Source organism: Synechococcus sp. R50.1, assembly GCF_047462115.1.
Classification (GTDB): Bacteria; Cyanobacteriota; Cyanobacteriia; order Thermostichales; family Thermostichaceae; genus Thermostichus.
The window spans coordinates 1-25,111 of record NZ_JANSIN010000038.1; the positions used below are offsets into that span (position 1 = coordinate 1).

The window sequence follows — 25,111 nt, forward strand, 5'->3', positions numbered from 1 at the left end:
GGGCAACCTGACACGGTAAGTGCTGTCGCAGAACCAGGAACCAGAATCCCCTGCCTTTAGGCAGGGGAGTATGTCAAATCCCCAAAGAGACTCACCGAGCCGTGAAGCGCATCCTGTTGGAATCGGATCAAGATCTTTCGGAGCTGATCGAGGCGCTGCTCAGCCAGTGGCTGCGTTCTCAGTCGGGAAAGGTCTGAACATCAGGGAAGAGGGGCATTGCCAGACCCCACAGCCGCTCAGGGATCCCGCTGTCGGGGATCGGAGGGAGCACACAGATTCCAGATCAGAACCAGATTAAGAATAAGATGAAGGGGCGTGAGGCAGGGATCCCCGAACGCGAGGTGGGGCCGTTCGCAATAGCGGGACGGAGTCCTTGGGCAAGTTGCGCGAGGGGAAGTCTGCGTTGGGAGGACGTCACGCTCTTTCAGGGGTAAAGGGATCCTTTATGCAAGCCATCACCTTGCTCGGCTCCACCGGCTCGATTGGCACCCAAACTCTGGACTTGGTGGCCCAGTATCCGGAGCGTTTTCAGGTTGTTGGCCTGACCAGCTACAGCAACGTCGCCCTCTTGGCCGAGCAGGTGCGGCGGTTTCGGCCCCAGATGGTTGCCATTGGCCGGGAGGAGCTGCTGCCGGAGCTGCGGTCGCTGCTGACGGGGATCCGACCGCTGCCGGAGTTGGTGGCCGGAACGGAGGGGCTGTGTCAGGTGGCGGCTCACCCGGCGGCCCAGCGGGTGGTGACGGGGATCGTCGGCTGCGCCGGTTTGTTGCCAACCCTGGCGGCCATCCGTGCCGGCAAAGACATTGCCCTGGCCAACAAAGAAACCCTGGTGGCAGGGGGGCCGGTGGTGCTGCCCTTGGTGCGGCAGTACGGGGTGAACCTGATCCCCGTCGACTCTGAGCATTCGGCCATTTTCCAGTGTTTACAGGGGGTGCCCGCGGGATCCCTGCGAAGAATCCTGTTGACTGCCTCGGGTGGCGCCTTTCGGGATTGGCCTGCCGAAAAATTGGATCAGGTCACCCTGGCCGATGCCCTCAAGCATCCCAATTGGGTGATGGGGCGCAAAATCACCATCGACTCGGCTACCCTAATGAACAAGGGCCTGGAGGTGATCGAGGCCCACTGGCTCTTCGGCCTGGACTACGACCACATCGACATCCTCATCCACCCGCAGAGCATTGTCCACTCCCTGATCGAGCTGGCCGATACCTCGGTTCTGGCCCAGTTGGGCTGGCCGGACATGCACCTGCCCATCCTCTACGGCCTCAGTTGGCCGGAACGCCTGGCCACCCCCTGGGATCCCCTCGATTTGGTCAAGCTGGGATCCCTCACCTTTAAGGCTCCGGATCACCGCAAGTACCCCTGCATGGAGTTGGCCTATGCCGCTGGACGGAGGGGGGGAACGCTGCCGGCAGTGTTGAATGCGGCCAACGAAGCGGCGGTGGCCCTGTTCTTGCAGGAGCGCATCCGTTTTTTGGATATTCCCCGTCTCTTGGAGCGGGTTTGTGAGCGGCATCAAGTCATTGCCGATCCCAGCCTGGAGGACATTTTGCAGGCAGATGCCTGGGCACGGCGGGAAACGGCGCAACTGGCCCAGCAAGCCCCGGCTCAGGTTCTGGTCTGATCCCCACCGGGGGGATCCGGCTGAACGCTAGAGTGGAAGAGGATGCAGGGAGCAAGTGAGTGACCGGATCGGGATCCCATCTCCGACAGTTGGCCCATTATCTGCGCCCCTATCGACGACAGGTGGGGTTGGGCATTGGATCCCTGCTCCTGGTCAATGGCCTGGGGGTGTTCCTGCCCTGGTACGTCAAGCTGGTCATCGATGACCTCAGCCAGAACCTGGCCACTTTGTCGGCCCGGCGCATTGCCCTTTACGCCTTGACGGTGCTGGTCGTCTCCAGCCTGATGATGGGCATTCGCATTGCCTCGCGGGTGTGGATGTTTGGGGTGGGACGGCAGGTGGAGTTTCACCTCAAGCAAGCCATCTTCGAGCATTTGCTCACCCTGCAGCCTTCCTACTTTGCCCAGCAGACCATCGGGGACATTCTCACCTGCATCACCAGCGATGTGGAAAACATCCGCCGCCTGTTGGGGTTCGCCCTACTCAATTTGGCCAACACGATCTTTGCCTATGCCACCACCTTGCCCGCCATGTTTGGCATCGAGCCCCGTCTGAGCACCTTGGCGCTGTCGGTGTTTCCGGTGATGTTGGTGCTGGTGAAGTTGAGCAGCAACCGCCTGCAGCAGGAGCAGCTCCAGGTGCAGCAGGAGTTGGCGGATCTGAGCGATCTCATTCAAGAGGACCTGAACGGCATTGCCCTGATCAAGGTGTACAGCCAGGAACAGCACGAGCAGCGGGAGTTTCGCCGCCAGAACCAGCGGCTGCTGCAGGCCAATTTGCGCTTGGCCCTCACTCGCAACTTGCTCTTCCCTTCTTTGGTGGCGCTGGTCAGCCTCAGTTTGTTGCTGCTGCTGGCGGTGGGGGGGCCGCAGATTGCGGCAGGGACGCTGACCATCGGGGATTTTTCGGCCCTCACCCTCTACGTGGAACGGTTGGTATTTCCCACCGCCCTGCTGGGCTTCACCATCACGGCCTACCAGCGGGGGCAGGTCAGCTTGGAGCGGATCGATGCTCTGTTGGGGGTAGAACCCACCATCCGAGACGCCCCAGGCGCTTTGCCGTTGCCTCTGGAGAGGGTGCAGGGTCGCCTCGAGGCCAGAGGTCTCGCGTTTGCCTTCGCCGGCCCTGCGGCAGCTCCGGCTCTAGAGGATTTGCACTTTTGCATAGAACCGGGCCAGATGGTGGCGGTGGTGGGGCCGATTGGGGCGGGCAAGTCCACTCTGGCCAATGCCCTGCCTCGGCTGCTGGAGATCCAGCCGGGGCAACTGTTTTTGGATGGGCAGGATATCACCCAGATTCAACTGGGATCCCTGCGCCGGGCCATTGCCTATGTGCCCCAGGAGAGCTTCCTGTTCAGCGCCACGGTTCGGGACAACATCCGCTACGGCAAGCCAGATGCCGAAGATTGGGAGGTGGAATGGGCTGCCAAAGCCGCCCACATCCACGCCGAGATCCTCAACTTCCCCAACGGCTACGACACTCTGGTGGGAGAGCGGGGCATCACCCTCTCCGGTGGCCAGCGACAGCGGGTGGCCTTGGCTCGGGCTTTACTGGTGGATGCTCCCATCTTGATCCTGGATGACTCTCTCTCCAGTGTGGATAACCAGACGGCCCAAGCCATCCTCCGCCATCTGCGCCAGACCACGGCCCAGAAAACGGTGATCTTCATCACCCATCGCCTCACGGCTGCGGTGGAAGCCGATCAGATTTGGGTGATGGACAGGGGCCGCCTCGTGCAGAAGGGATCCCATGCCGAATTGCTGGCGGACGAGAAGGGCCTCTATGCTTCCCTGTGGGCCAAGCAGAAGCTGGAGGAGATACTGGCCTGATTTCTTCACCCCTGGCTCCTCTCCCAAGGTAAAGAGGGGATCTCGCTGGCGCTCTGGTCGGAAAGGGGGTTGAGCGGCTACCGTAAGCTGCAAAGCAGGGAGGAGTGGTGGAATGGAGACTGTTGGGATTGTTCGCGCTAGGGGTGCGGAGCGCCCTCTGTGGGAATTGCTCAGCCAAGCCGGGATCCAGCCCCGATTGGCCCAGGGATCCTTGGAGGGGGTGCAAGTTTGGAGCCTGTGTGCCGACTCCCGCCAGGTGCAGGCCGGGGATCTCTTTCTGGGGATGCCGGGATCCCGCGTGGATGGGGGTTGCTTCGTGGCCCAGGCCCTGGCGGCAGGGGCGGTGGCCGCCCTGATCTCCCAGGAGGCGTGGGAGAGCTTGTCTTCTCAGGAGTTGCTGTCGCAGCAGCCTATCCTGCTTATGCCGCGCGAGGCTCTCCCCAAGGCCGTGGCCCAGGTGGCGGCGGCTTTCTATGGTTTTCCCGCCCGTCAACTGACCTTGGTGGGGGTAACGGGCACCAACGGCAAAACCACCACCACCCATCTCATTGAACATTTGGTGCAGGCTGCCGGTCGCTCCACCGCTTTGCTGGGCACTCTGTACAACCGCTGGCCGGGCCACAGCGAAGTTGCTCCCCACACCACCCTTTTTCCGCCTGAACTGCAGCGCAGCCTCAGGGAAGCCCAGAGAGCCGGGGCGGAGGTGGCGGTGATGGAGGTGAGCTCCCATGCTCTCGCTCAAGATCGGGTGTGGGGATGTTCCTTTGCCGCTGCCGTCTGGACCAACCTCACCCAGGATCACCTGGACTTTCACCAGACGCTGGAGAACTACTGGCAGGCCAAGGCCACCCTCTTCCGACAGGAATATCTCCAAGGGCGGGCGGTGATCAACGCCGACGATGCTGGGGGACGGCGGCTCTTGCAAGCCATTCGGCCCGATCTGCAGCCCTGGGCCTACTCGCTGCAGCCCCTGCAGGGGATCCCCGGCCTCTGGCCCGGCCAAGTTCAACTGCGCCCCACCGGCCTGAGCGCGACCCTGCACACCCCTGCGGGCACGTTTGCCGTGGAGGCCCCCCTGGTGGGATCCTTCAACCTGGCCAACTTGCTGGCGGCGGTGGGGGTGGCGCTGCACTTGGGGATACCGGTGGAGACCATCCAGTCGGCTCTGCCCCATTTTCCAGGGGTGCCGGGGCGGGTGGAGCGGGTGACCCTGCCGGGGCAGGATATCGCGGTGATTGTGGACTATGCCCACACCCCCGACGGGCTGGAAAACCTGCTCAAGGCCCTGCGCTCCCAGGTGCAAGGTCAGCTTATCTGTGTCTTTGGCTGTGGGGGGGATCGGGATCGGGGCAAACGACCGCAGATGGGACGCATTGCCGCCACCTGGGCAGATCAGGTGATTGTTACTTCCGACAACCCCCGCACCGAAGATCCCCAGCAGATCCTACGGGATATTCTGGCCGGGATCCCTGGATCCCCCAGGGCGGTGGAGGTGGATCGGCGGCAGGCCATTCGCCTGGCCATCCTCGAAGCGCGGCCAGGGGATACAGTGGTGATCGCCGGCAAAGGCCACGAAGACTACCAAATCCTGGGCACCGAGAAGGTTCACTTCGACGACCGGGAAGAAGCCCGTGCCGCCCTGGCCCTGCGCCTGAACAGCCATAGCCCCTCCCGATAAACTCCTCTCTCTCTTCGGAAGAGGGGCTGGGGGTGAGGATTGCCAACAGCAAGTCAAAAGGCTTACAGTTGCCCACATGGGCTACCTAAAGATGGGCTAGACTCAGTACAACGAGAAGCACAAGCCCTATGCCTTCTTCTTCCGTGGATGTTCGCGAGCTACCCCTGTTTCCCTTGCCGGAGGTGGTACTGTTTCCGGGCCGCCCTCTGCCGCTGCACATATTCGAGTACCGCTACCGCATGATGATCAACACCATCCTGGAGACGGATCGCCGCTTTGGGGTGCTGATGTTCAATCCCCAGACGGGATCCCCGGTGCGGGTAGGGTGTTGTGCTGAGGTGTTGCAGGTGCAGCGCTTGCCGGATGACCGTATGGACATTTTGACCTTGGGGCAGCAGCGCTTCCGCGTCTTGGATTACGTGCGGGAAAAACCCTTCCGGGTGGGGCTGGTGGAATGGATTGAGGATGAGCCGACCACCCCTTCCGATGACCTGCAGGGCTGGGTGCGCCAGGTTACCACTCTCCTTCAGGATGTGGTGCGTCTCTCGGGCAAGCTGATGGAGCGGGATGCAGAGTTGCCGGAGCAGCTCCCCACCACTCCCATAGAATTGTCCTACTGGGTGGCCAGCCACTTTCATGGAGCCCCCCAAGAGCAGCAAGCTCTGCTGGAAATGGTCAGTACCGAAAGCCGGCTGCGCCGGGAAGCCGAAATTCTTGAGTCCACCCGCAAGCACTTGGCCGCCCGCACGGCCCTCAAGGATCTGTTCACGGAAATTTCCTGAGGTTCCTGTCAGTTGGTCAGGTCTGCTCCCATCTGTTCTGGTGGCTCTTGTGGACCTTTCCAGAGAGTGCCCTTTGCCTTTCTCGACCAGGCAGAGCAGAATGCTTCCCCCGGAAAGGTTGGGTATTTCTTGAGGATCCCTTCCCCGTTTTTCATGGCCTACGCTCGCCGCTACTTGCGCTTTCCCTCTCAGATCTTGGGCCGGGAAATGGAGATGCTCCACTTCGGGCATCACGGCTACCCGCTGATCTGTCTGCCCACCAGCAACGGGCGTTTTTTCGACTTGGAAGATCGCGGCATTATCGCCAGCCTCAGCCATCATCTGGAACAGGGCTATTTGCAGGCTTTTTGCGTGGAAACCCTGGATTGGGAGACCTTTTTCAACCGCGAGCTGGACTTGCCCCAACGTCGGGATCGTTGGCTGTTGTTGGAGCAGCACTGGGTAGAAGAGCTGATCCCCTATGCCAAAGCGGAAGCGCAAAATGAGTTTTTGGTAGTGGCCGGTTTTTCCCTGGGGGCTACCCATGCGGTCAACCTCACCTGTCGGCACCCCGGCTTGGTGCGCCGTTGCTTGGCCCTGGGGGGGCCCTACGATGTGGCGGCTCTCGGCTCCATCACCGGCTGGGATCCCCAACGGGCAGAGCAGGAGCTGTATTTCATCAACCCGCTGGCTTATATGTCCAACATGAGCCGGCAACTCTGGGATCACTTGGGCGGGCGCAACACCGAGCTGAAGCTGCTCACCGCTCGCCACGACCACTGCCTCAGCGACAACCTGCGTCTGGCGGAAGTGCTTAGCCGCAACAACATCCCCCATCAACTGGAGGTATGGGAGGGGAATCACGATTGGCCCACTTGGCAAGCGCAAATCCGCGCCTTCGCGTAGGATCCCTTGCAGGGAATAGCTTTTGACGAGAGAGCTTTGATGATTGAAGACTATTGGGTTGGCAGCCTGCACTTCAGCGAGCCTTTTGGGGACGATACTCTGGCCCGCCTCAACGCACTTCCCCCTGTTCAAGCTCGCAACGGCCAAACTTACAAGATCCGGGCCGAACATGTCACCATTCATGAGGTGAACCTGGATTACCGCACCAAGTATCGCTTGATCCTGGATCGCTTCAGCTACCTTTACCCCCAAGCCATCGGCCTATTCATGGGCTTTGCCTTTCGGGGGGTTTACCTCATCAACAACCCCTTTAGCTTTTATTACTACCTGCGCAACAAAGATGCTGCCTACATGGTGGTCAAAGAGCTGGGGATCTCCATCCCCAAAACTTACATTCTGCCCCCTAAAGAAGCCCCTGCATTGAAAGCAGAGGACTTTAAGTATCATAAGTTTTTCGATTGGCAGGGGATGGCAGAAGACCTGGGCTGGCCAATGGTGATCAAGCCGGCGGAGGGGCGAGAGGCCATTGGAGTAGAAATAGCCCACAACATGGAGCAGCTCCTCTATTTTTACGACCGCTCTGGATCTCAGGTGATGATGATCCAAGAGAAGGTCAAAACCCCTTACCCTTGGCAGATTCGCGCCCTCTGCATTGGCCGAAAGATCATTCCGATCAAGTATATCTTTCGCAAGTTCGATGCCAGCGAATATCTGTTTGATCCAGAATTTCTTACCCCGGAAATGGGCCAGAAAGTCATCAATACCTGTCGGATTATCAATCGAGTTTTGGGCTATGAAATGAACTCGGTGGAGCTATTCATCGACGAGCAGGGAGAGCTGCAGGCCATCGACTTTAACAATCCGGTGCCCGATGGGCGGCTCAAGGCTTTGGGAGAGATCTTCTACAACGATTACCAGCAGGCCCTTTGCGATTTGGTCTTGGACATCGTGCGGGAACAGCGTCCTTTCGACTTCCTGCCCCCAGATATCAACCGCTTTGCCCACATTGCCCGACGGGCCGATCTCACCCGCGAGCAGAAGTTTCAGATGGCTTTGGAATTGGCCAACCGTTACTACGAGCCCAGGGATCCCGATTAAAATCAAACCAGAACCCAAAAGTGTGGTTTTCCGCCGGAGAAGTTGTGGACGGGCAAAGGAGCAGCAGCGTGGTTTCCGACCCCGCTTCAGGGTGGTACGTGATCAAGCAGGCGCAGGGATCCTGCCAGGTGCTGCATTTGGCGGCGTTGAGTCGGCAAGAGCATTGGGGGCCTTTTCCCAGCCAAGCTGAGGCGATTGGGCGGCGGGTTGGTCTGATCCAGGCAGGCAAATGTCAACCGGGTTGAAATGGCGCTGGTGCCACGATATTCGCGAGATCCCAGCAGGGGCCTGGCACGCCTTGCAAACGGAGCGCACCTCTCCTTTTTTGGAATACGAATGGTTGCACAGCCTAGAGAGCTCAGGTTGTGCCAGCCGCAGGACGGGGTGGCTGCCCTGTCACCTGTTGGTGGAGGCGGACGGCCAGTTGGTTGCTGCTGCCCCCTTGTATTTGAAAAGCCACAGCCAGGGAGAGTTTGTCTTTGACCAAGAATGGGCTGCAGTTGCCGGCCAATTGGGGGAACGCTACTACCCGAAGTTAATCGGCATGGCCCCCTTCACCCCGGCCACGGGCTATCGCATCCTCGTCCATCCCGAGTATTCGGAAGCAGAGGTGTGGTCGTTGATGCTGGCAGCCATTGATCGGTTTTGCCAAGAAAAAGATATTTCGGTATTTAGCTTGCTTTATGTGGATCTGGACTGGCGGACTCAACTGGAATCGGATGGATTTACGCCCCGGATCACCCACAACTACCAGTGGCACAACCCCGGCTACCGCTCTTACGAAGACTTTTTGAGCCAGTTCAATGCCAACCAGCGGCGCAACATCAAGCGAGAGCGGGCTGCAATGGAAAAAAGCGGCCTAGAACTCAAGATTTACACAGGAGAGGAGATCACGCCCCGCCTGTTGTCTCTCATGTACGACTTTTACAGCAACACCTGCGCCCAATTTTGGAACTGGAGCAAATATCTCAATCGCCGCTTTTTCGAGTCTCTCTATCCCAACTATCGGGAGCGAGTTGTGCTGGTGGCCGGGGAACGGAATGCAGAAATTGTGGGGATGTCTTTTTGTATTCGTAAGGGAGATCGCCTGTTCGGGCGCTACTGGGGTTGTCGGGAGGAGGTGAAGTTTTTGCACTTTAACGTTTGCTATTACGAGCCCATTGCCCTCGCCATCCGGGAAGGGATCCGCAACTTTGATCCCGGCGCAGGGGGATCCCATAAGATCCGACGGGGATTTCCGGCCACGCCTGTGTACAGCTACCACCGCTTCTATAGCCGAAGGCTGCAACAGGTTTTGGTGCCCTACCTGAACCGGGTTAACCCTCTCATGTTGGCCGAGCTGGAGAATGTGAATCAAAACGAGGTTCCTTTTCGAGAAGATGTTTTGCCTTCTCTATCTGCTTTGACCAAGGAGTGAACCACTTCATTGGATGGGGTTTTCAATCCCGTAAGCAGTTGGCGGCTGACATGCTTTTTGCCCTGCTACAGCTTTTTCCGGCAATGCTGACTCCAGCCAACACGACCTGACCTATGGTTATAGTTATTTCGAATTTCGGCGAAACAGCCTAATGGAACATCCGATCCCTTCCGTCCTTCCTGATCCCGTCAAACCTGGGGATCTTTTGATGTTGGAGATCACGGCCCTGACCCCCCAGGGAGATGGCATTGCCCACACAGTAGGACTTGGACAAGGGCGAGTGGTGTTTGTGTCCCAGGCGGTGCCCGGGGATCAGGTGGTGGCCCAAATAACCGAGATCAAGCGCAACTACTTGGTCGGGCGAATTCGGTCGCTGATTTCTCCCTCTCCCCAACGGGTGCGACCAGCCTGCATTGTGGCGGACAAATGTGGTGGCTGCCAATGGCAACATGTCAGCTATGCCCAGCAATTGGCCACCAAGCAGCAAATCCTCAGGGATGCACTGGAGCGGATTGGCGGTCTGACTCTGCCGCAGCCTGTCCCTATTTTGGGATCCCGGCAGCCGCTGCGCTATCGCAACAAGGTCACCTACCCCATGGCCAAACCGGAGGGCCAGCCATTGCGCATGGGCTACTACCAACGGGGCAGCCACCGCTTGGTGAACCTCAACCAATGCCCCGTGCAAGATGAGCGGCTGGACGTGTTCCTGAGGGAAATCAAGCGCGATCTTCAAGAGACGGGCTGGAGTGTGTATGACGAAAGTCGTCACCAGGGTCATCTCCGCCACTTGGGTTTGCGCATCGGTCGCCGCACCCGCGAGGTGCTTCTTACCTTGGTCAGTTGCAGTCGTCGCCTGCCCCATCTGGAAAGCTGGGCCGAACGCTGGATGCAGCGCTACCCCGACCTGGTGGGGGTCTGTCTCAATCTCAACTCGGCTCGTACCAATGCCATCTTCGGCCCGGAGACTGAGGTCATTGCCGGTCGAGGGGCTCTGCGGGAGGAATTTGCCGGTTTTTCCCTCTGGATCGACAGCACCTCTTTCTTCCAGGTCAACACAGAGCAAGCAGAAGCCTTTTTCACCTGGATAGCCGACCAACTGAACCTGCGGGGAGAGGAAACCATCCTGGATGCCTACTGTGGCATCGGCACCTTAACCTTGCTGCTGGCGCAACGGGCGAAACGGGCGATGGGGGTGGAAGCTTTGCCGGAAGCGGTGGCCCAAGCCCGCTACAATGCCCAGTTCAACGGTATCGCCTCAGCCCAATTTTTCGAGGGCACGGTGGAACAGGTTTTGCCAACCCTGCCCCCTGCCGACATTGTGGTGCTGGATCCGCCGCGGCGCGGCTGCGACCGCCAAGTGCTCGAGACCTTAAAGCTGCGGCGACCACCGCGCATCGTTTACATTAGCTGTCACCCTGCCACTTTGGCGCGAGACTTACAGGTCTTATTGGCAGAGGGCTCCTATCGCCTCACCCAATGGCGGGCGGCTGACTTCTTTCCCCAAACCGGGCACGTGGAGGGGGTGGCCTTTCTGGAGCGAGTTTGAATTGGAAAGGATCACGCACCTTGGCAAGACCTCAGTCGCCCAGCACTGTGCAGCGGAGCAAAAGATACAGTCGTTTCGCCTATTTCCTTTCTTCCCTTGAGAGAGGGGCCAGGGGTGGTCGCGTTGGCGGCGCGGAGCGCTTGGGAGCGGATTCACCGGTTGGGAAAGCGCACCGTCGAGGGGCCGCAAATGCTAACGTCGGAGTAGGGATCTTCCGGCCTAGCAAGGGATCCCGTTACCCTGGTTTTTGGCTTTTTCTCCGAGATCTGGATGTTAAGAGCTGGAATTGTCGGCCTGCCCAACGTAGGCAAATCCACTTTGTTCAACGCCCTCTGTGAAAACGCCAAAGCCGAGGCGGCCAACTTTCCCTTCTGCACCATTGAGCCGAATGTGGGGCGGGTGGCAGTGCCCGATGAGCGCCTACAGGTGCTGGCCAAGATCAGCGGTTCTGCCGAGATCATCCCCAGCCAAATCGAGTTTGTGGATATTGCCGGGCTGGTGGCCGGAGCCAGCAAAGGGGAGGGTCTGGGCAACCAGTTTCTCTCCCACATTCGCCAGGTGGACGCCGTGGTGCATGTGGTGCGCTGCTTCCAGGACGAGAACATTGTGCATGTGGCCGGATCGGTGGATCCCTTGCGGGATATCGGGGTGATCAACCTGGAGCTGGCCCTGGCGGATCTGGCCCAGATCGAGCGGCGCATGGAGCGGGTGCGCAAGCAGGCCAAGTCCGACAAAACCGCCCAACTGGAGTTGCAGGCTTTGGAACAGTTGCAGGCCGCTTTGGACGAGGGCAAGCCGGCTCGCCTGGTACCCCTCAGCCCAGAAGAAGAGCAGTTGATCAAAGGGTTGGGGCTGCTCACCCGCAAAAAAGTCATCTACGCCGCCAATGTGGCGGAAACGGATCTGGCCAGCGGCAATGCCTGGGTGGAGCAGGTGCGGCAATTTGCCGAGGCGGAAGGGGCAGGTGTGGTGGTGGTCTCAGCCCAGGTGGAGGCGGAACTGGTGGAGCTACCCCCCGACGAGCGACAGGCCTATCTGGATTCGTTGGGGGTGAAAGAAGGCGGGCTGAAATCCCTCATCCGGGCCACCTACGAGCTGTTGGGCTTGCGCACCTACTTTACCTCTGGCCCCAAAGAAACCCGCGCTTGGACGATCCCCGTCGGAGCTACAGCTCCTCAGGCAGCCGGGGTGATCCACTCCGATTTTGAGCGGGGCTTCATCCGGGCCGAGACGGTGGCCTATGCCGATCTGGTGGCGGCGGGATCCCTGAATGCCGCCAAAGAAAAGGGCCTGCTGCGCAGCGAAGGCAAAGACTACGTCGTCCAGGAAGGGGACGTGATGCACTTCCGCTTCAATGTCTAGTTCCCTATCCTCCTGCATCTCTCAGGCAAGCTGGGTTTTCTCAGAAACTGAAGACTTGCTCCCTGTCTTTAGGCAAAAAGACTTAACCCGCCCTGGACAAGGGATCCCAGCGCAGCTCCGGCTGGGTCTGAGAGGGGGCCTTTTCCTAAGAAAACGGTTGACGCTGTAACGAAACATCACAATAATTGGACTAGATAAACAAATGTTTTAGGGATGTATTGATGGATCTGCTGCAATACGGCCCGATGGCCTGGGTTTACATGGCGATCTTTGCCTCTATCATTTGGTGTATTTGGGGTCGTTCGGAAGACGACATCATGTTCTAGCCAGAGCGGGAGAGCTTCCTCTGTCGGCGGGGGCCATTCCTTGCGCTTGAGCCGGCAGGGGCAGCCTTTCACCAATCGTGGCTCTGTAAGGACGTTGTAAAAAATTTTGTAGAATCCTGTTGGGCTTGCGCCAGCCTTGGGATTGACGGCAATACCATCCTAGGCAGTGGGAGACTTTTCCCCCTGCTTTTGCAACACGGCAGCCTGCAGCGGTTATGGGTGTTACCAGCTTGATCTCCCGACGTCCTCTGCCTGGGGCAGAACAGACGCCAGAGGGCTACCGTCTTTCTTGGCGGGGCGTTGGGGTGATGGGGGTGCTAAACGTTACCCCCGACAGCTTCAGCGATGGCGGCCAGTGGGGATCTGCAGAAGCGGCTGTGCAGGCAGCCAAAGCCATGGCAGCGGCAGGGGCCTTGATCGTGGATATTGGCGGCGAGTCCACCCGTCCGGGAGCGGAGCCGGTATCAGTGGAGGTGGAATGCGACCGAGTCTTGCCCGTGATCCGGGCCCTGGAAGGATCCGGGATCCCCATCAGCGTCGATACGCGCAGAACGGAGGTGGCGGCTGCGGCTTTGGCTGCCGGGGCGCACATCATCAACGATGTCAGCGGGCTGCGGGATCCCCAAATGATACAGGTCTGTGCCGAAAAGGGGGTGCCGGCGGTGATCATGCACATGCGGGGAGAGCCGCGCACCATGCAGCAGCAGACCGACTATGCTGACCTGGAGGGGGAGGTTTTCGGTTTTCTCAGGGAACAGGCAGAGCGGGCCCTGGCAGCGGGCGTGCCCAGCGTTGTTTTGGATCCGGGCTTAGGCTTTGCCAAAACTGCCGAGCAGAATGTAGTCCTGCTTAAAGCCCTACCGCGGCTGGTGGCCTACGGCTACCCGGTCTTGGTGGGGGCCTCCCGCAAAAGTTTTGTGGGCAAGCTTTCCGGCATTGCCGTACCTAATCAGCGAGACAGCGCCAGCGTGGCCGTGCACCTGTTTGCAGCCAGCCGGGGGGCTGCCCTGGTACGGGTTCACAACGTGCCGGCTCATGTTTCCGCCCTTGCCACTTGGGAAGCTCTGCACCATGACGCAGGGTAGGCTGGTGCTGCAGGGCCTCGTCTTTCATGCCTATCACGGCCACTGCCCGGAGGAAGCGGTTTTGGGTGGGCGTTTTGTGGTGGACGTGGAGATACGGCTTTCCCTAGCCGAGATCCAAGATGACCTCTCGCGCACGGTGGACTACGCCCAGGTGTACGAGAGGGTGCGGCAGGAGGTGACCGGCCAACGCTACCGCTTGGTCGAGACCTTGGCGGATCAGATCGCAGAGCGGCTGTGGCAGAGCTATCCCCAACTGGAGGCCCTAACTGTGCGGGTTCACAAGCCCCATGCTCCCCTGCCGGGGCTGTTCGAGGATGTTTACGTCGAGGTCGACCGCCGGCGAGCCGTAAGCAGGGCGGAAGCCTCATGAATCGTGACCTGGCCTATGTTGCCCTGGGAAGCAACCTGGGGGATCCGCTGCAGCAGTTGCGCTTGGCTGTGCAGAAGTTGCGCCGGTTGGGAGAGGTGGTGGCCTGTTCCAGTCTCTACCGCAGCCCAGCCCAAGGGGGGCCACCCGGACAGCCTGATTACCTCAATGCAGTGGTGGCCTTGGATCCCTTCCCCCCTTACCAGTCTCCCCTGGAGTTACTAAGGGCGCTGCTGGCCATCGAGCAGGAGGCAGGACGGGTGCGGCGCATCCGCTGGGAGGCCAGAACCCTGGATTTGGATCTGCTGGCCATGGGCAGCCGCATCCTGAACAGCCCTGAGCTGACGTTGCCCCACCCCCGCATGATGGAACGTGCTTTTGTCTTAGCTCCCTTGGGGGAGATCGCTCCCGACTGGCGTCACCCTGAGACCGGTGTGGGGGTCAAAGAGGCACTCATCAGTTTGGATCAGTCCTGGCTGGAGCGCACGACCCTCGGCTGGGAGTAAGAAAGAGTTTGGTAAGCTGGTTAGGGATTTCGGCAAAAGGGATCCCATGGACAGCCTCCAACTCTGGCAGCGCTACTGCGATTGGCTTTACTACCATCCCGGCCTGGAGATTTTCGTCGATATCAGCCGCATCCGTTTCACTCCCCCTCAGGTGGAAGCGCTACGGCCTCGCTTTGCCCAGGCTTTTGCCGATATGCAGGCTTTGGAGGCAGGAGCCATTGCCAACCCCGACGAAGGCCGCCAGGTGGGCCACTATTGGCTGCGGGCGCCCGAGCTGGCTCCCACCCCTGAAATCCGGCAGGCCATTCAGGATTCCATTGAGCGAGTGGAAACCTTTGCCGAAAAGATCCATCGCGGAACCATCCCGGCCAGCGGGGGGGGACGGTTCACCGAGCTGCTCTGCATCGGCATTGGCGGCTCAGCTCTGGGGCCGCAATTTGTGGCGGAGGCCCTGGCTCCGCTGCACCCCCCCCTGAACATCCACTTCATCGACAACACGGATCCCGACGGGTTTGACCGGGTGCTGGGGCGGCTGGCAGACCAACTGGGGCAAACCCTGGTGATCACCACCTCCAAATCCGGCGGCACCCCAGAGCCCCGCAATGGCTTGGTGGAGGTGAAGCTGGCCTACCAAAAGGCTGGGATCCCTTTTTCTGCCCATGCGGTGGCCATCACCGGCCCCGGCAGCCAATTGGAGCAGCAGGCGCGGCAGGAGGGGTGGTTGGAGGTCTTCCCCATCTTCGACTGGGTGGGGGGGCGCACCTCCGAAACGTCCCCGGTGGGCCTGTTGCCGGCAGCGTTGCAGGGCATTGATATCCGGGCCTTGCTGGCCGGGGCAGCCACCATGGATGAGGCCACCCGCCTGCCCCACCTGGAGCGCAATCCCGCCGCTCTACTGGCCATGGCCTGGTACATCGTCGGTCAAGGGCAAGGGCGCAAGGACATGGTGGTTTTGCCCTACAAGGATCGCCTGCTGCTGTTTAGCCGTTACTTACAACAGTTGGTGATGGAATCCCTGGGCAAATCCCACGATCTAAACGGCAACCGTGTGGAGCAGGGCATCGCCGTCTACGGCAACAAGGGCACCACCGACCAACATGCCTACGTACAACAGTTGCGGGATGGCTTGAACAACTTCTTTGTCACCTTCATCGAGGTGCTTCAGGATCGGGAGCCTGGGATCCCTTCCCCCTTCGTGGAGCCGCAGGTGACCAGTGGCGACTACCTGAACGGCCTGCTGCAGGGCACCCGCCAGGCCCTCTACGAAAACGGTCGCGACTCCATTACCGTGACGCTGCCACGGGTAGATGCCCGCTCGGTGGGGGCCTTGATTGCCCTCTACGAACGAGCCGTGGGCCTCTATGCCTCCCTAATCCAGATCAACGCCTACCATCAACCGGGGGTGGAAGCAGGCAAAAAAGCCGCCAGCGCCGTCTTGGAGCTGCAACGGCGATTGCTAGAGACGGTGCAGGAGCAGCAGGGATCCCTGACTTTGCCCCAACTGGCAGAGAAACTGGGCTGCCCGGAGCGCATAGAAACCCTGTACTGGATTGTGCGGCACCTACACGCCAATGGCCGCGGAGTCCTGTTGACAGGGGATCCCGCCCGCCCCCTGGAGCTGAGCATCCAGCCCCGGCCCGCTTGATCCTCTGATTTCCTGGATTGGGTGTGGAGCGCAGGCTTGAGTTGGTCAATCTGTACCTCGCCTTAAGCCCTTCCCGGCCAGCCGACCCCCCTGCCTAGAATCGAGCAAGAGTCCACTCCAGGAGGAGACTATGGATCAATCTGCTGCCGTCCTGCCCCTACAAACCCCGAAAGATGTCTCCATCGAAGATATTGAGCAGGAGCTGAACAAGATCTGGTCTTCCAAAGGAGAGAGCGTTGCCGCCCGCGCTGCCACCTTTACCCTGGTGGTGTACGAATCTCTGGACGATGCGCTGTTGCTGCCTTCCCCCACCGTCGAAGCCATCGCCACCCAGAACCCCTGTCGCGTCATTGACCTGCGCGCCAAACGAGAGGGATCCCCAGACGATGCCATCGAGGCCCAGGTGGCCGCCTACTGTCCGGTGACCCGTGAGCAGCGCAGCTCGTTGGTCTGTTGCGAATACATCACCCTGAAAGCGCCCGAATCGGCCTTTGTGCGGGCCTGCAGCACCGTTGCCTCGCTGCTGATCCCCAACTTGCCCACCTTTTTGTGGTGGCAAGGGGATCTGGATTTGAACAGCTTGCTGTTTCAAAAATTGGTGGCTCTGAGCAACCGGGTCATCGTCGATTCACGGGGCTTTGTCAATCCAGAAGAAGATCTGCAAGAAATCCACCTCTTGGTGGGTGAGGGGCGCCACTGTGGGGATCTCAACTGGCGGCGGCTGCTGCCTTGGCAGGAACTCACCGCCCAAGCCTTTGACCCTCCCGACCGGCGGGAGTCCCTCTACCTTGTGGATCGTGTGAACCTCGACTACAAAGCCGGCAATCCCTGCCAGGCGTTCCTTTTCCTGGGCTGGCTGGCCGGTCGCCTGGGATGGACTCCCACAGAGCGGGTTCAGGCTCAAGAACACGATTACAAGATTGACCGCATCCGCTTTCAAACCCAAATGGGCGGCGAGGTGATGGCAGAACTGGCCGCTGTGCCCTTGGCCTCGGAAATCAGCCAGCCGGGGGATCTCATCGGGCTGCGCCTCACCTCCAGCAACCAAGAAGCCGACGCCTGTACTGTGCTGTGCTCCGAAATCACAGGGTGTATGCGCATGGAAGCCATGGGGGGCGCTCAGAGGTGCGTGATTCGCCAGGTGGCTCCCCTGGAGCAGGACTCCCTCGACACCCTGCTGGCTGCCGAGTTGCAGCGGCTTGGTCCCGACTACCTCTACGAAGAAACCCTAGGGGTGGTGGATCAGATGCTGAAGCTGGGCAAAAGCTGAGATCCGCTTCTGTTTCAAGGCAGCTCCACCGACGTGGGCTTGGAAGCATGGGGCAGTCCCCACCCCAATTTCTCGCGCATAACGCGGAAAAATTCCGGTCGGCGCAGGCGCATCAAATCCGTCCAATAGGGGGCACGTACCACCCGAATCTGGTCTTCCGGCATGATATAGCAGCCGGCATTCCCATCCACCACCAAAACCAGCGGCTGAGGGGTAACGGGGCTAATCCACACCTCCTCCGAATCGGGAAAGACCAAGGCCCGCGAGGCCATGGAATGGGGGCAGATGGGGATCAACTGCAAAACCGGCACCCCCGGTGTGATCACCGGCCCACCCGCCGAGAGGGCATAAGCCGTCGAGCCGGTGGGAGTAGCCAAAATCACTCCGTCGGCAGCCACATCCAGAGGTGAGTGATCCCCGATGGTGATCTCGAAATGGCACATGCTGGTCAAAGGCTCGCGGTGCAGCACCATCTCGTTTAAGCTCAAGACCTCCCAGCGCAATTCCTGCCCTCGGTAGGCTTGCACCAGCAACATGCTGCGGCGATCCAGGGTGTATTCCCCGGCAATGGCGGCGCTGGCTGCCTCCTCTAGATGAGAAAGGTAGGTCTCCGTCAGAAAGCCCAGGTGGCCCGTGTTCACCGCCAACAGGGGGATCCCTTTGGGGGCCAGTTGCCGCGCTGCTGCCAAGACGGTGCCATCTCCCCCCAACACCACTGCAAACTTCATGGTTTGATCAAATCCAGCCGGGGCCAGGCTATCTACTCTGGTCAGGCAGATGGGGCTGTCGGGCTTGGCATAGCCGAGGATACCGCCCCAGTTGGGGGCCACACAGACTTCCCAGCCCTGCTCCTGAAACCAGCGGGCTAGGGTTTCGCTGCTGCGTTTGGCGGCGGGTTTGGCGTCGTTGTAGAGGATCCCGGCTTTGGGCTTGGTCATGGGCAATGGGAAGGCAGAGGTGCCAAAACTCTATCAGTTCTGCAGGCCCTTCTGCTGGCCAGGTGATCCATTCCCCAATTTCTGCGCTCCTCTAGCGGGCCAAGTACCGTTCCAAGCGTCCCTGGAAAAATGACAAGATTAACGTCAGCAGCCAGTACCACAGCGCTGCCACCACCAAAGCCTCAAAAAAATGTTGGCGCGGCAAACCCGCCTGTCGAGCCCGGCCCATCAACTCCTGCAAAGCAATGGCGCTGGCCAGGGCAGTGTCTTTCTGCATGGCGATGAATTGGTTGCCAATGTCCGGTAAGACAATTCGAAAAGCTTGCGGCAGAACAATGCACCATAGGGTTTGCCAAGGCTTAAGCCCTAGGGCATAGGCGGCTTCCCGCTGCCCGACGGGAATGGCTTGGATCCCGGCCCGGAAGATCTCGCTCATGTAGGCGCCATAGTTCAGGCTCAAGGCCAGCACCGCCGAAGTAAACGAGCCGAACACCAGGCCCAGTTGCGGCAAAGCCTGGTAGATGAACAAAAACTGCAGAAATAGAGGTGTGCCTCGCATCAACGAGACATACAGAGCGGAGAGGCTGCTCAGAGGGGCAATCTGGGAGAGGCCCGCCAGTGCCGACAAAAAGGCCAAGGTGGTGGCACAGAGGATGGAGACCAAGGACAGTTGAAAAGTAGTGCCCACCCCTTGCGAGATGAACCACCACCACTCGCGCACAAAGTTGCCGTTGAGACGCAAGGTACGGATGGGGATCCCGGCCAACTCCAACTGTACCCCGCTGAAGGTGAACACCAACAACAGCAGCCACAAAACCAACCACAACCCCTGGGCCACCGGGAACGGGATCCCTTTTCGAATCCGGGGCGGTGGGTAAATGGGCTGCTCCAGTGGGATAGAGTCTTTGCTCACTCAGCTTTTTTCGTCAGATCAATGCCGTAATACCGCTTCGAGAGGGCTGTTAGCGTGCCGTCCGCATGCATGGATTCTAAGATTTCGTTAATTTTGGCTTGCAAGCTCTCGGAAGGGGCAGGGCTGGAGCGATCCAAGGCCACAGCCAAGGCTTCATAGTAGACCGGATCCCCCAGAGTTTTCAGGGGCAGTCCTTCCCGAATGGCGTTTTCAGCCGTCGGCAAAGCTGTCAAGACTGCATCCAGGCGGGTGCCATCCCCCAGTGCCAAATCCTGCAGAGCCAGGCTATCGGTGTCGTAGATGCGAATGTCCACCCGCGGGGCCGGAACTTGGATGGTCTCTCCTTCCAGAGTGAGGTTGCCCTCCAGGTAAGCTTGGTAGGTGGTGGCGGTGCCCACCCCAACTCGCTTTCCTTCCAAAGCGGCGATATCGGTCAGGGTCGAGGCTTGGTGGACCACGAAGCTGGCGGGGGTGTAGTAGTAGGGAATGGTAAACAGCAGAGCTTTCTGGCGTTCGGCAGTTACGGTCATGGAGCCGACATTGACATCCCAGCGGCCATTCCAAGATCCGGCGGTGATGACATCGAAGTTGATATCCAGAAACTCAGCCTCTACCCCCAAGCGCCTGGCAATCTCGCGCGCCACATCCACGTCAAATCCTTCCCAACTGCCGTCAGGGTTGCGGTAGCTCTGAGGACGGTAATTGGAGTCGGTGGAAACCCGGAGTACCCCGCGCTCTTGAATTTGAGCCAACAGGTCTCTGCTTTGGGCCAGCAGGGATCCCTGGTGTGTGCCTAGAGCCCAGCATCCGGCCAGGGTCAAGCAAAGGGCTTGTAGGGATCGGCGTCGAGAAACAGACATCGGCAAAACCTCAGATGAAGGTGAAGGGCAAACCCATTGGAATCCATCCAAGCTATCCAAGGCTGTCACAATTCCCGTTGCAAGGTAGTATCACCTGACACTGCCGCTTTGGGTGGCTATTCCCGACTGGGGCGAGCGGGTCGCAATTCTCCAAACATGCTCTAAAAAAGGCAAATCAACTGTCTCAGGATTGAGCTTATGAATCCCAATTGAGATTGAAATATCTCCTCCAGAAAGGCATCCCCTGAGACTTGCGATCAAGACTCGTGCTGTGTTGCCCGGGGGGGCAATCCGTATCCCTCTGTGGGCAACGGAGAATCGACGTTCTGGGTAGCAGAAAACATTTGGCTCGACCCAATGGATCCCCCTTAGCAATTGGGCGGAGAGGATGTCAATATCTTTGGAAGAGAACGGGGTTGAGGGTGGTTATGCAAGCGGTGATCTTGGCGGGTGGGAAAGGAACTCGTTTACGGCCCTTTACCTTTTTGCAACCCAAGCCTTTGTTGCCCCTCCTGGATGTGCCCTTTTTGGAATGGCTGATCGGGCGCTGCCGCCGAGCCGGCTTGACGGATATTTTGCTCAGCGTGGGTTATCTGGGCCAACAAATTGAGGCTGCTCTGGGAGATGGCTCTGCTTTGGGGGTGAAGCTCCGCTACATTCCCGAAGAGACGCCTTTGGATACGGCAGGAGCTTTGGTGCTGGCTCAGCCCTATTTCACCGGGGATCCCTTGGTGGTCTTCAATGCCGACATCCTCACGGATCTGGATTTGCAGGCGTTGATGCAATGTCATGTGCAGAGCAAGGCCATTGCCACCCTCACCCTCGCCCGCGTGGAAGATATCACCGCCTATGGCCTGGTGGAAGTTGGGGAAGGGGGCCAGATCCAATCTTTTCGGGAAAAACCCACCCCTGCAGAAGCCCTCACCCTCACCACCGACACGATCAACGCCGGCACCTTTGTCTTGGATCCGGCCATTTTTAAAGACTACCCCAGTGGGGAGCCCCTCAGCTTCGAGCGGCGTGTCTTCCCCGATTTGCTCAGGCAAGGGCACCGGCTGCAAGCTTATCTCCACGCAGGCTACTGGCGGGATCTGGGCACGCCGGCCAGCTACTACCACGGCCAACTGGACATTCTCCTGGGTCGAATGACGGATTTTCCCTTAGAAAATGTGCAGCAACAGGCGCCGGGGATATGGGTGCACAAAACGGCTGAGATCCATCCCAGCGCTCAACTGCACGCCCCCTGCTACATCGGCGCCCACACCCGTTTGGGATCCCAAGCTCAGATTCCGGCAGGCACCATCCTCGGCAGCCACAGTTGGGTGAATGGATCCCTGCAGCCGGGAGCCTACGGGCCGAGAGTCCTGGTAGTGTAGGTTAAGTGCAAGTTAAGTTCACGACCATCCAGGACAAAGCCATCAGCAAATGGAGCTACCACAAACCGGGGAACGCTGGGATCCCTACCTTGCTGCCGTAGCTGCTCGCTTCAATCGGGAGTTGGAAATTCAACTGGGTCAGCCAGCTTGGCAACTTCCCCCAGACCTGGAGCAACTGCCTTTTTGGCAAGCCCAGCAGCGGGATCACCTGCAAGAGCGCCTCGGGATCCCCTTTTGGCAACTGCGTGCCCCCAAAAAACGGGAAGCCTGTTTGGATTTGGGCTGTGGGGTAAGCTTCCTGACCTATCCCTGGAACGATTGGCAAGCCTACTTTTACGGCCATGAGCTGAGCGGTGAGATTGTGCGCTTTATTCGCTCGCGGGCACCCCAGCTTAACTCCAAGCTGTTCAAGTCAATGCAACAGGGATCCGCCCACCATTTGGAAAACTACGAGTCGGAGCAATTTGATCTGGCCATTGCCACCGGATTTTTGTACTACTACCCGATTGAGTACTTCGACGCGGTTTGGGCAGAGTTGATGCGAGTGTTGCGACCGGCTGCACCTGTGATTATTGAAGTGGTCAATCCCGACTCGGTGTGGGCGGAACAATGGGGCCTCATCGAGCTATTCAAAGGCACCGAACCGATTTTCACCCCCCTAACGGAGTGGGAGCGGCGCATTGCAGCCTTGGGGGGCAAAATTCAGAAACAGGCCAGTGGCGAACTGTTCACCACCTATTGGATTCAGCGCAGACCGTGATCTGCTCACAACCGGGAAAGTATCGGAGCATTCGGAGTAGTGGGGTAACCTTTAAGGCTGGGTACTAAGATTAAAAATAAGATAAAGATTAAGATTAAGAAGTGTGATCCCGGACAAGGGATCCACCGCCATCCATGCAAGCCTCCTCTCCCACCTTCCTCTTGGTTGATGGCTACAACATCATCGGAGCTTGGCCCACCCTGAGCCAGTTAGCGCGTCGCTCCCTGATGGAATTGGCCCGTCTGCGCTTGGTGGAATCTTTGGCCAACTATGTGGCCTTCCGGGGCTACCAGGCGACCGTGGTGTACGATGCCTACGCCCAACCCACTCCAGCCCGGCAAGAGCGCTCCCCTTCGGGTATCGAGATCCTGTATACCTCCTATGGCGAGACCGCCGACAGTTGTATTGAACGGCTGTGTGCCCAGTTGCAGAGGGATGGGTGTCGGGTACGGGTGGCTACCTCCGATCGTGTCCAGCAGTTGGTGATTGGCGGCTACAACGCCGAATGGGTCTCGGCAGAACAACTGTGGGATGAAGTGCAGCAGGCCCAGCAGCAGATCCGGCGCGTCCAACCAAAACGGCTATCGAGCAAGCGGGGCATTGATGCCTACTTGGATGCAGATACCCTCTCACGCCTAAACCGCTGGCGGCTGTCCGGCCAAGATCCCATGCGCTAAATGCCATCGTAGGGAACGGTGGGAGCTCCATACCAAAGATGCTCTTCATCTGGCGAGGCAGTGGGCAACTGCTCCTGTGAAGGATCCGCCGGAGCCAGCTCCCGCTCATCCACCAACACCAGCACCCGCACAACTCGATTTTTGGGCAATTGTTCCTGCGCCTTCATGGGCAAAATCAGTTGACCTTGGCTGTCGGTACGAGCCCAGAACTCATGCGCTTTCATGCTGTTTCCCAAAATCATGAGCCAATGAAGGGATCCCCAGGCCGGAGCTTAGTGAGGATAATGAATGACCCCAGAAAGCTCCATCTGTTCTTCGTATTCAGATGAGTCGGAGAGGCTGGCCCAGCTTTATAGTTATTTTGATTCAAACTAGGACACTCTAGGACACTGCGTCAGGGTTGTGGAGCAATAGCGTTGCGGAGCAATAATGCGCGGGGCTAGAGGGCTTGTCTCAGCAGCCCAGGCATCTCACCTAACCTGAAACGGCCATAAGCTCCCACAGCATCTCGGATAAGCTTGCTTCAACAAATCTCAAAAGCCGCTTGCAGGTAGTCAACCAAAGCATAGCTCACCCCTTCCCCAGAGGCCCGACGTTCTATCAGCGCGACATCAAAACGGCAGGACAACTCGGAGAGGTGGGGATGCTGGCTCAAGAAGGCTTGGGCAGCCCGGATCAAGCGTCGCTGCTTGGGGATCCCAACCGCCAAAAGCCCGCCTCGATCCCAGCTACCGGGGCTACGGGTTTTCACCTCTACGAAAATCAGCACATCAGCTTTGTGGGCAACCAGATCCAGCTCGCCCCAAGGGCAGCGCCACCGCTGGGCCAGGATCTGCCAGCCCTGCTGACAGAGATATTGCCGCACCCAGCCCTCGCCGACGTTGCCTGTATTCTGGAGGGAAGCCCTTCTGGGCAAGGGATCCATAAAAAAATCACCAGCGCCCGGCTCTAATGAGCAGAGCCATTGCCGTGATACTTGTCGGTGTCGTAAAAGCCGTTGCGGGTGCCGAAGTAGAAACTTGCCAGAGAGAGGACAAGAGCAACCCCCACCAAGACTAACTTTGCATCCACGTGGTTTTCCCCTGATTTTCTCCTCAACCGTGATCATAATAGCCTGCCGCTCCTTCACAATCCTCTGGTAAGCGATGCGCGGCACTGATATCGGCCAAGGCACAGCAAGTCTTGGGGGATCCCATCGGAAATGAACTACTCCCACTGGGAGCTCAGCATGCTACCATTCAGACGGAAAGGGAGTAGTCAGGCGGCTTACCGCCCTCTGCATCGACATACTGGCTAAAAACAGCCCGGTGCAAGAGACAAAGCAAGCCCGGCAGGCTGCTTTGGTGACGAGACTTTCGCTGAGTTCACGCAGAGGTGAGCTTGGTGAGTCCGTCTGACTTTCCCAGCCTTCACCTCTAGGTGTGAACCGATTCCACACACAAGAGAGGTTGGAGGCTAGAAAATGTGGGCCGGTTTTTTATCGAGTTTGCTGCTGGTGACGGTAGCGGAATTTGGGGACAAAACCTTTTTTACCCCCTTGATTTTGGCGATGCGCCACCCACGCCGCTGGGTTTTTCTGGGGACATGGCTGGCTTTAGCGATGATGAACCTGCTAGCGGTAGGAACCGGGCAAGTGCTTTTTAAGCTACTGCCACCCTTGGGCGTGCGGGTGCTATCGGCTGGGGTTTTCGCCGTTTTTGGCTTGAGAATGCTCTGGCAAGCGTGCAGAATGCCACCTCAACAGGCATTACCAGAAGAAGAGGAAGCCCTCAGACAAGTGATGCAGGCAGAAGCAAAAGGAGTTGGCCGCGGGGGGGTTAGGGCCATCGTCTGGGAAGCCTTTAGTTTGATCGCCCTAGCCGAGTTCGGGGATAAAACCCAGATTGCTACCGTTTCCCTAGCCGCCACCCATCCGGGATTCAGTGTCTGGGCGGGGGCAACCCTGGGTCATGGTCTGATGGTAGGGCTGGCGGTGGTGGGAGGTCGTTTTTTAGCAGCTCACATCTCTGAACGCGCCGTGCATTGGGTGGGGGGCGGCTTATTTCTGGTGTTTGCGTTGCTGACCGGTTGGGAGTTGCTGGGATCCGGGATCAGCTAGAAATCGCAGGAGCCCCGCACTGTACCCGTAGGGTCAGTGCCGGGAGGAATGCGCTTTGATGAAGTACAA

The 25,111-nt window shown here is 59.0% G+C and carries 25 protein-coding genes; 19 read left to right on the top strand and 6 right to left on the bottom strand.

Annotated features, from left to right (window positions below; translation table 11 throughout):
• Positions 1 to 445: 445 nt before the first annotated feature.
• The 15 genes from NW870_RS09740 (at position 446) to NW870_RS09810 (ending at position 17,420) form a co-directional block, all read left to right on the top strand.
• The gene (locus NW870_RS09740) at positions 446 to 1,624 is read left to right on the top strand and encodes a 1-deoxy-D-xylulose-5-phosphate reductoisomerase (protein WP_414329119.1); all 1,179 of its coding nucleotides are present in this window, start codon (positions 446 to 448) and stop codon (positions 1,622 to 1,624) included.
• Positions 1,625 to 1,683: 59 nt separating this feature from the next.
• A complete protein-coding gene (locus NW870_RS09745) occupies positions 1,684 to 3,453 on the top strand; it encodes an ABC transporter ATP-binding protein (RefSeq protein ID WP_414375064.1) in 1,770 nt (589 codons plus the stop codon).
• Between the two features lie 112 nt (positions 3,454 to 3,565).
• Entirely contained in the window at positions 3,566 to 5,131 is a 1,566-nt protein-coding gene (locus NW870_RS09750; RefSeq protein ID WP_414355825.1) for a UDP-N-acetylmuramoyl-L-alanyl-D-glutamate--2,6-diaminopimelate ligase, read from the top strand.
• 128 nt (positions 5,132 to 5,259) lie between these two features.
• Positions 5,260 to 5,913 (top strand): LON peptidase substrate-binding domain-containing protein, encoded by a 654-nt coding sequence (locus NW870_RS09755; protein ID WP_414355826.1) that lies wholly within the window; start codon positions 5,260 to 5,262, stop codon positions 5,911 to 5,913.
• A 66-nt stretch (positions 5,914 to 5,979) separates the two neighbouring features.
• Positions 5,980 to 6,798, top strand: a complete 819-nt coding sequence (locus NW870_RS09760; protein WP_414355827.1) for an alpha/beta hydrolase-fold protein — start codon at positions 5,980 to 5,982, stop codon at positions 6,796 to 6,798.
• Positions 6,799 to 6,837: 39 nt separating this feature from the next.
• Complete coding sequence (locus tag NW870_RS09765) at positions 6,838 to 7,896, top strand: ATP-grasp domain-containing protein (protein ID WP_414329283.1); 1,059 nt, start codon at positions 6,838 to 6,840, stop codon at positions 7,894 to 7,896.
• Positions 7,897 to 7,964: 68 nt separating this feature from the next.
• Positions 7,965 to 8,141 (top strand): hypothetical protein, encoded by a 177-nt coding sequence (locus NW870_RS09770; RefSeq protein ID WP_414375066.1) that lies wholly within the window; start codon positions 7,965 to 7,967, stop codon positions 8,139 to 8,141.
• Complete coding sequence (locus tag NW870_RS09775; protein ID WP_011432151.1) at positions 8,126 to 9,313, top strand: GNAT family N-acetyltransferase; 1,188 nt, start codon at positions 8,126 to 8,128, stop codon at positions 9,311 to 9,313. Before NW870_RS09770 ends, NW870_RS09775 begins: the two co-directional genes overlap by 16 nt.
• Positions 9,314 to 9,464: 151 nt before the next feature.
• Entirely contained in the window at positions 9,465 to 10,859 is a 1,395-nt protein-coding gene (gene rlmD / locus NW870_RS09780; protein ID WP_414375068.1) for a 23S rRNA (uracil(1939)-C(5))-methyltransferase RlmD, read from the top strand.
• Between the two features lie 270 nt (positions 10,860 to 11,129).
• On the top strand, positions 11,130 to 12,221 hold the full coding sequence (ychF, locus tag NW870_RS09785; RefSeq protein WP_414355831.1) for a redox-regulated ATPase YchF: 1,092 nt from the start codon (positions 11,130 to 11,132) through the stop codon (positions 12,219 to 12,221).
• A gap of 541 nt (positions 12,222 to 12,762) precedes the next feature.
• Positions 12,763 to 13,632, top strand: a complete 870-nt coding sequence (gene folP, locus NW870_RS09790; RefSeq protein WP_414375070.1) for a dihydropteroate synthase — start codon at positions 12,763 to 12,765, stop codon at positions 13,630 to 13,632.
• Positions 13,619 to 14,002, top strand: a complete 384-nt coding sequence (gene folB, locus NW870_RS09795) for a dihydroneopterin aldolase (RefSeq protein WP_414375071.1) — start codon at positions 13,619 to 13,621, stop codon at positions 14,000 to 14,002. Before folP ends, folB begins: the two co-directional genes overlap by 14 nt.
• Entirely contained in the window at positions 13,999 to 14,505 is a 507-nt protein-coding gene (folK, locus tag NW870_RS09800; protein WP_414375073.1) for a 2-amino-4-hydroxy-6-hydroxymethyldihydropteridine diphosphokinase, read from the top strand. The genes folB and folK overlap by 4 nt, the downstream gene beginning before the upstream one ends.
• 46 nt (positions 14,506 to 14,551) lie before the next feature.
• Positions 14,552 to 16,150 (top strand): glucose-6-phosphate isomerase, encoded by a 1,599-nt coding sequence (locus tag NW870_RS09805; protein ID WP_414375075.1) that lies wholly within the window; start codon positions 14,552 to 14,554, stop codon positions 16,148 to 16,150.
• Positions 16,151 to 16,280: 130 nt separating this feature from the next.
• On the top strand, positions 16,281 to 17,420 hold the full coding sequence (locus NW870_RS09810) for a glucose-6-phosphate dehydrogenase assembly protein OpcA (RefSeq protein ID WP_414375077.1): 1,140 nt from the start codon (positions 16,281 to 16,283) through the stop codon (positions 17,418 to 17,420).
• Positions 17,421 to 17,434: 14 nt separating this feature from the next.
• On the opposite strand, the gene NW870_RS09815 is transcribed toward NW870_RS09810, so the two are convergent.
• From NW870_RS09815 to NW870_RS09825, 3 genes are all read right to left on the bottom strand, one after another.
• Positions 17,435 to 18,358, bottom strand: a complete 924-nt coding sequence (locus NW870_RS09815) for an NAD(+) kinase (RefSeq protein WP_414355837.1) — start codon at positions 18,356 to 18,358, stop codon at positions 17,435 to 17,437.
• Positions 18,359 to 18,449: 91 nt separating this feature from the next.
• The gene (locus NW870_RS09820) at positions 18,450 to 19,271 is read right to left on the bottom strand and encodes an amino acid ABC transporter permease (RefSeq protein WP_414375079.1); all 822 of its coding nucleotides are present in this window, start codon (positions 19,269 to 19,271) and stop codon (positions 18,450 to 18,452) included.
• On the bottom strand, positions 19,268 to 20,131 hold the full coding sequence (locus NW870_RS09825; protein ID WP_414375081.1) for an ABC transporter substrate-binding protein: 864 nt from the start codon (positions 20,129 to 20,131) through the stop codon (positions 19,268 to 19,270). The genes NW870_RS09820 and NW870_RS09825 overlap by 4 nt, the downstream gene beginning before the upstream one ends.
• A gap of 428 nt (positions 20,132 to 20,559) precedes the next feature.
• On the opposite strand from NW870_RS09825, the gene NW870_RS09830 reads away from it, so the two are divergent.
• From NW870_RS09830 to NW870_RS09840, 3 genes are all read left to right on the top strand, one after another.
• Positions 20,560 to 21,507, top strand: coding sequence for a sugar phosphate nucleotidyltransferase (locus NW870_RS09830; RefSeq protein WP_414375082.1), 948 nt, complete (start codon positions 20,560 to 20,562; stop codon positions 21,505 to 21,507).
• A gap of 49 nt (positions 21,508 to 21,556) precedes the next feature.
• Complete coding sequence (locus tag NW870_RS09835; protein ID WP_414375084.1) at positions 21,557 to 22,267, top strand: class I SAM-dependent methyltransferase; 711 nt, start codon at positions 21,557 to 21,559, stop codon at positions 22,265 to 22,267.
• 134 nt (positions 22,268 to 22,401) lie between these two features.
• Complete coding sequence (locus NW870_RS09840) at positions 22,402 to 22,944, top strand: NYN domain-containing protein (protein ID WP_011429576.1); 543 nt, start codon at positions 22,402 to 22,404, stop codon at positions 22,942 to 22,944.
• Here the strand turns inward: NW870_RS09840 and NW870_RS09845 are convergent.
• The 3 genes from NW870_RS09845 to NW870_RS09855 all read right to left on the bottom strand — a co-directional run bounded on the left by NW870_RS09845 (position 22,941) and on the right by NW870_RS09855 (position 24,015).
• Positions 22,941 to 23,168, bottom strand: coding sequence for a hypothetical protein (locus NW870_RS09845; RefSeq protein ID WP_414352028.1), 228 nt, complete (start codon positions 23,166 to 23,168; stop codon positions 22,941 to 22,943). The genes NW870_RS09840 and NW870_RS09845 overlap by 4 nt on opposite strands.
• 299 nt (positions 23,169 to 23,467) lie before the next feature.
• Positions 23,468 to 23,869: a YraN family protein gene (locus NW870_RS09850; protein ID WP_011429574.1), complete on the bottom strand. Its 402-nt coding sequence runs from the start codon at positions 23,867 to 23,869 to the stop codon at positions 23,468 to 23,470.
• 23 nt (positions 23,870 to 23,892) lie between these two features.
• Positions 23,893 to 24,015 (bottom strand): hypothetical protein, encoded by a 123-nt coding sequence (locus tag NW870_RS09855; RefSeq protein ID WP_011429573.1) that lies wholly within the window; start codon positions 24,013 to 24,015, stop codon positions 23,893 to 23,895.
• Positions 24,016 to 24,406: 391 nt separating this feature from the next.
• Here NW870_RS09855 and NW870_RS09860 point away from each other — a divergent pair, with 391 nt between their 5' ends.
• A complete protein-coding gene (locus tag NW870_RS09860; RefSeq protein ID WP_414375085.1) occupies positions 24,407 to 25,042 on the top strand; it encodes a TMEM165/GDT1 family protein in 636 nt (211 codons plus the stop codon).
• The last annotated feature ends 69 nt before the right edge of the window (positions 25,043 to 25,111 follow it).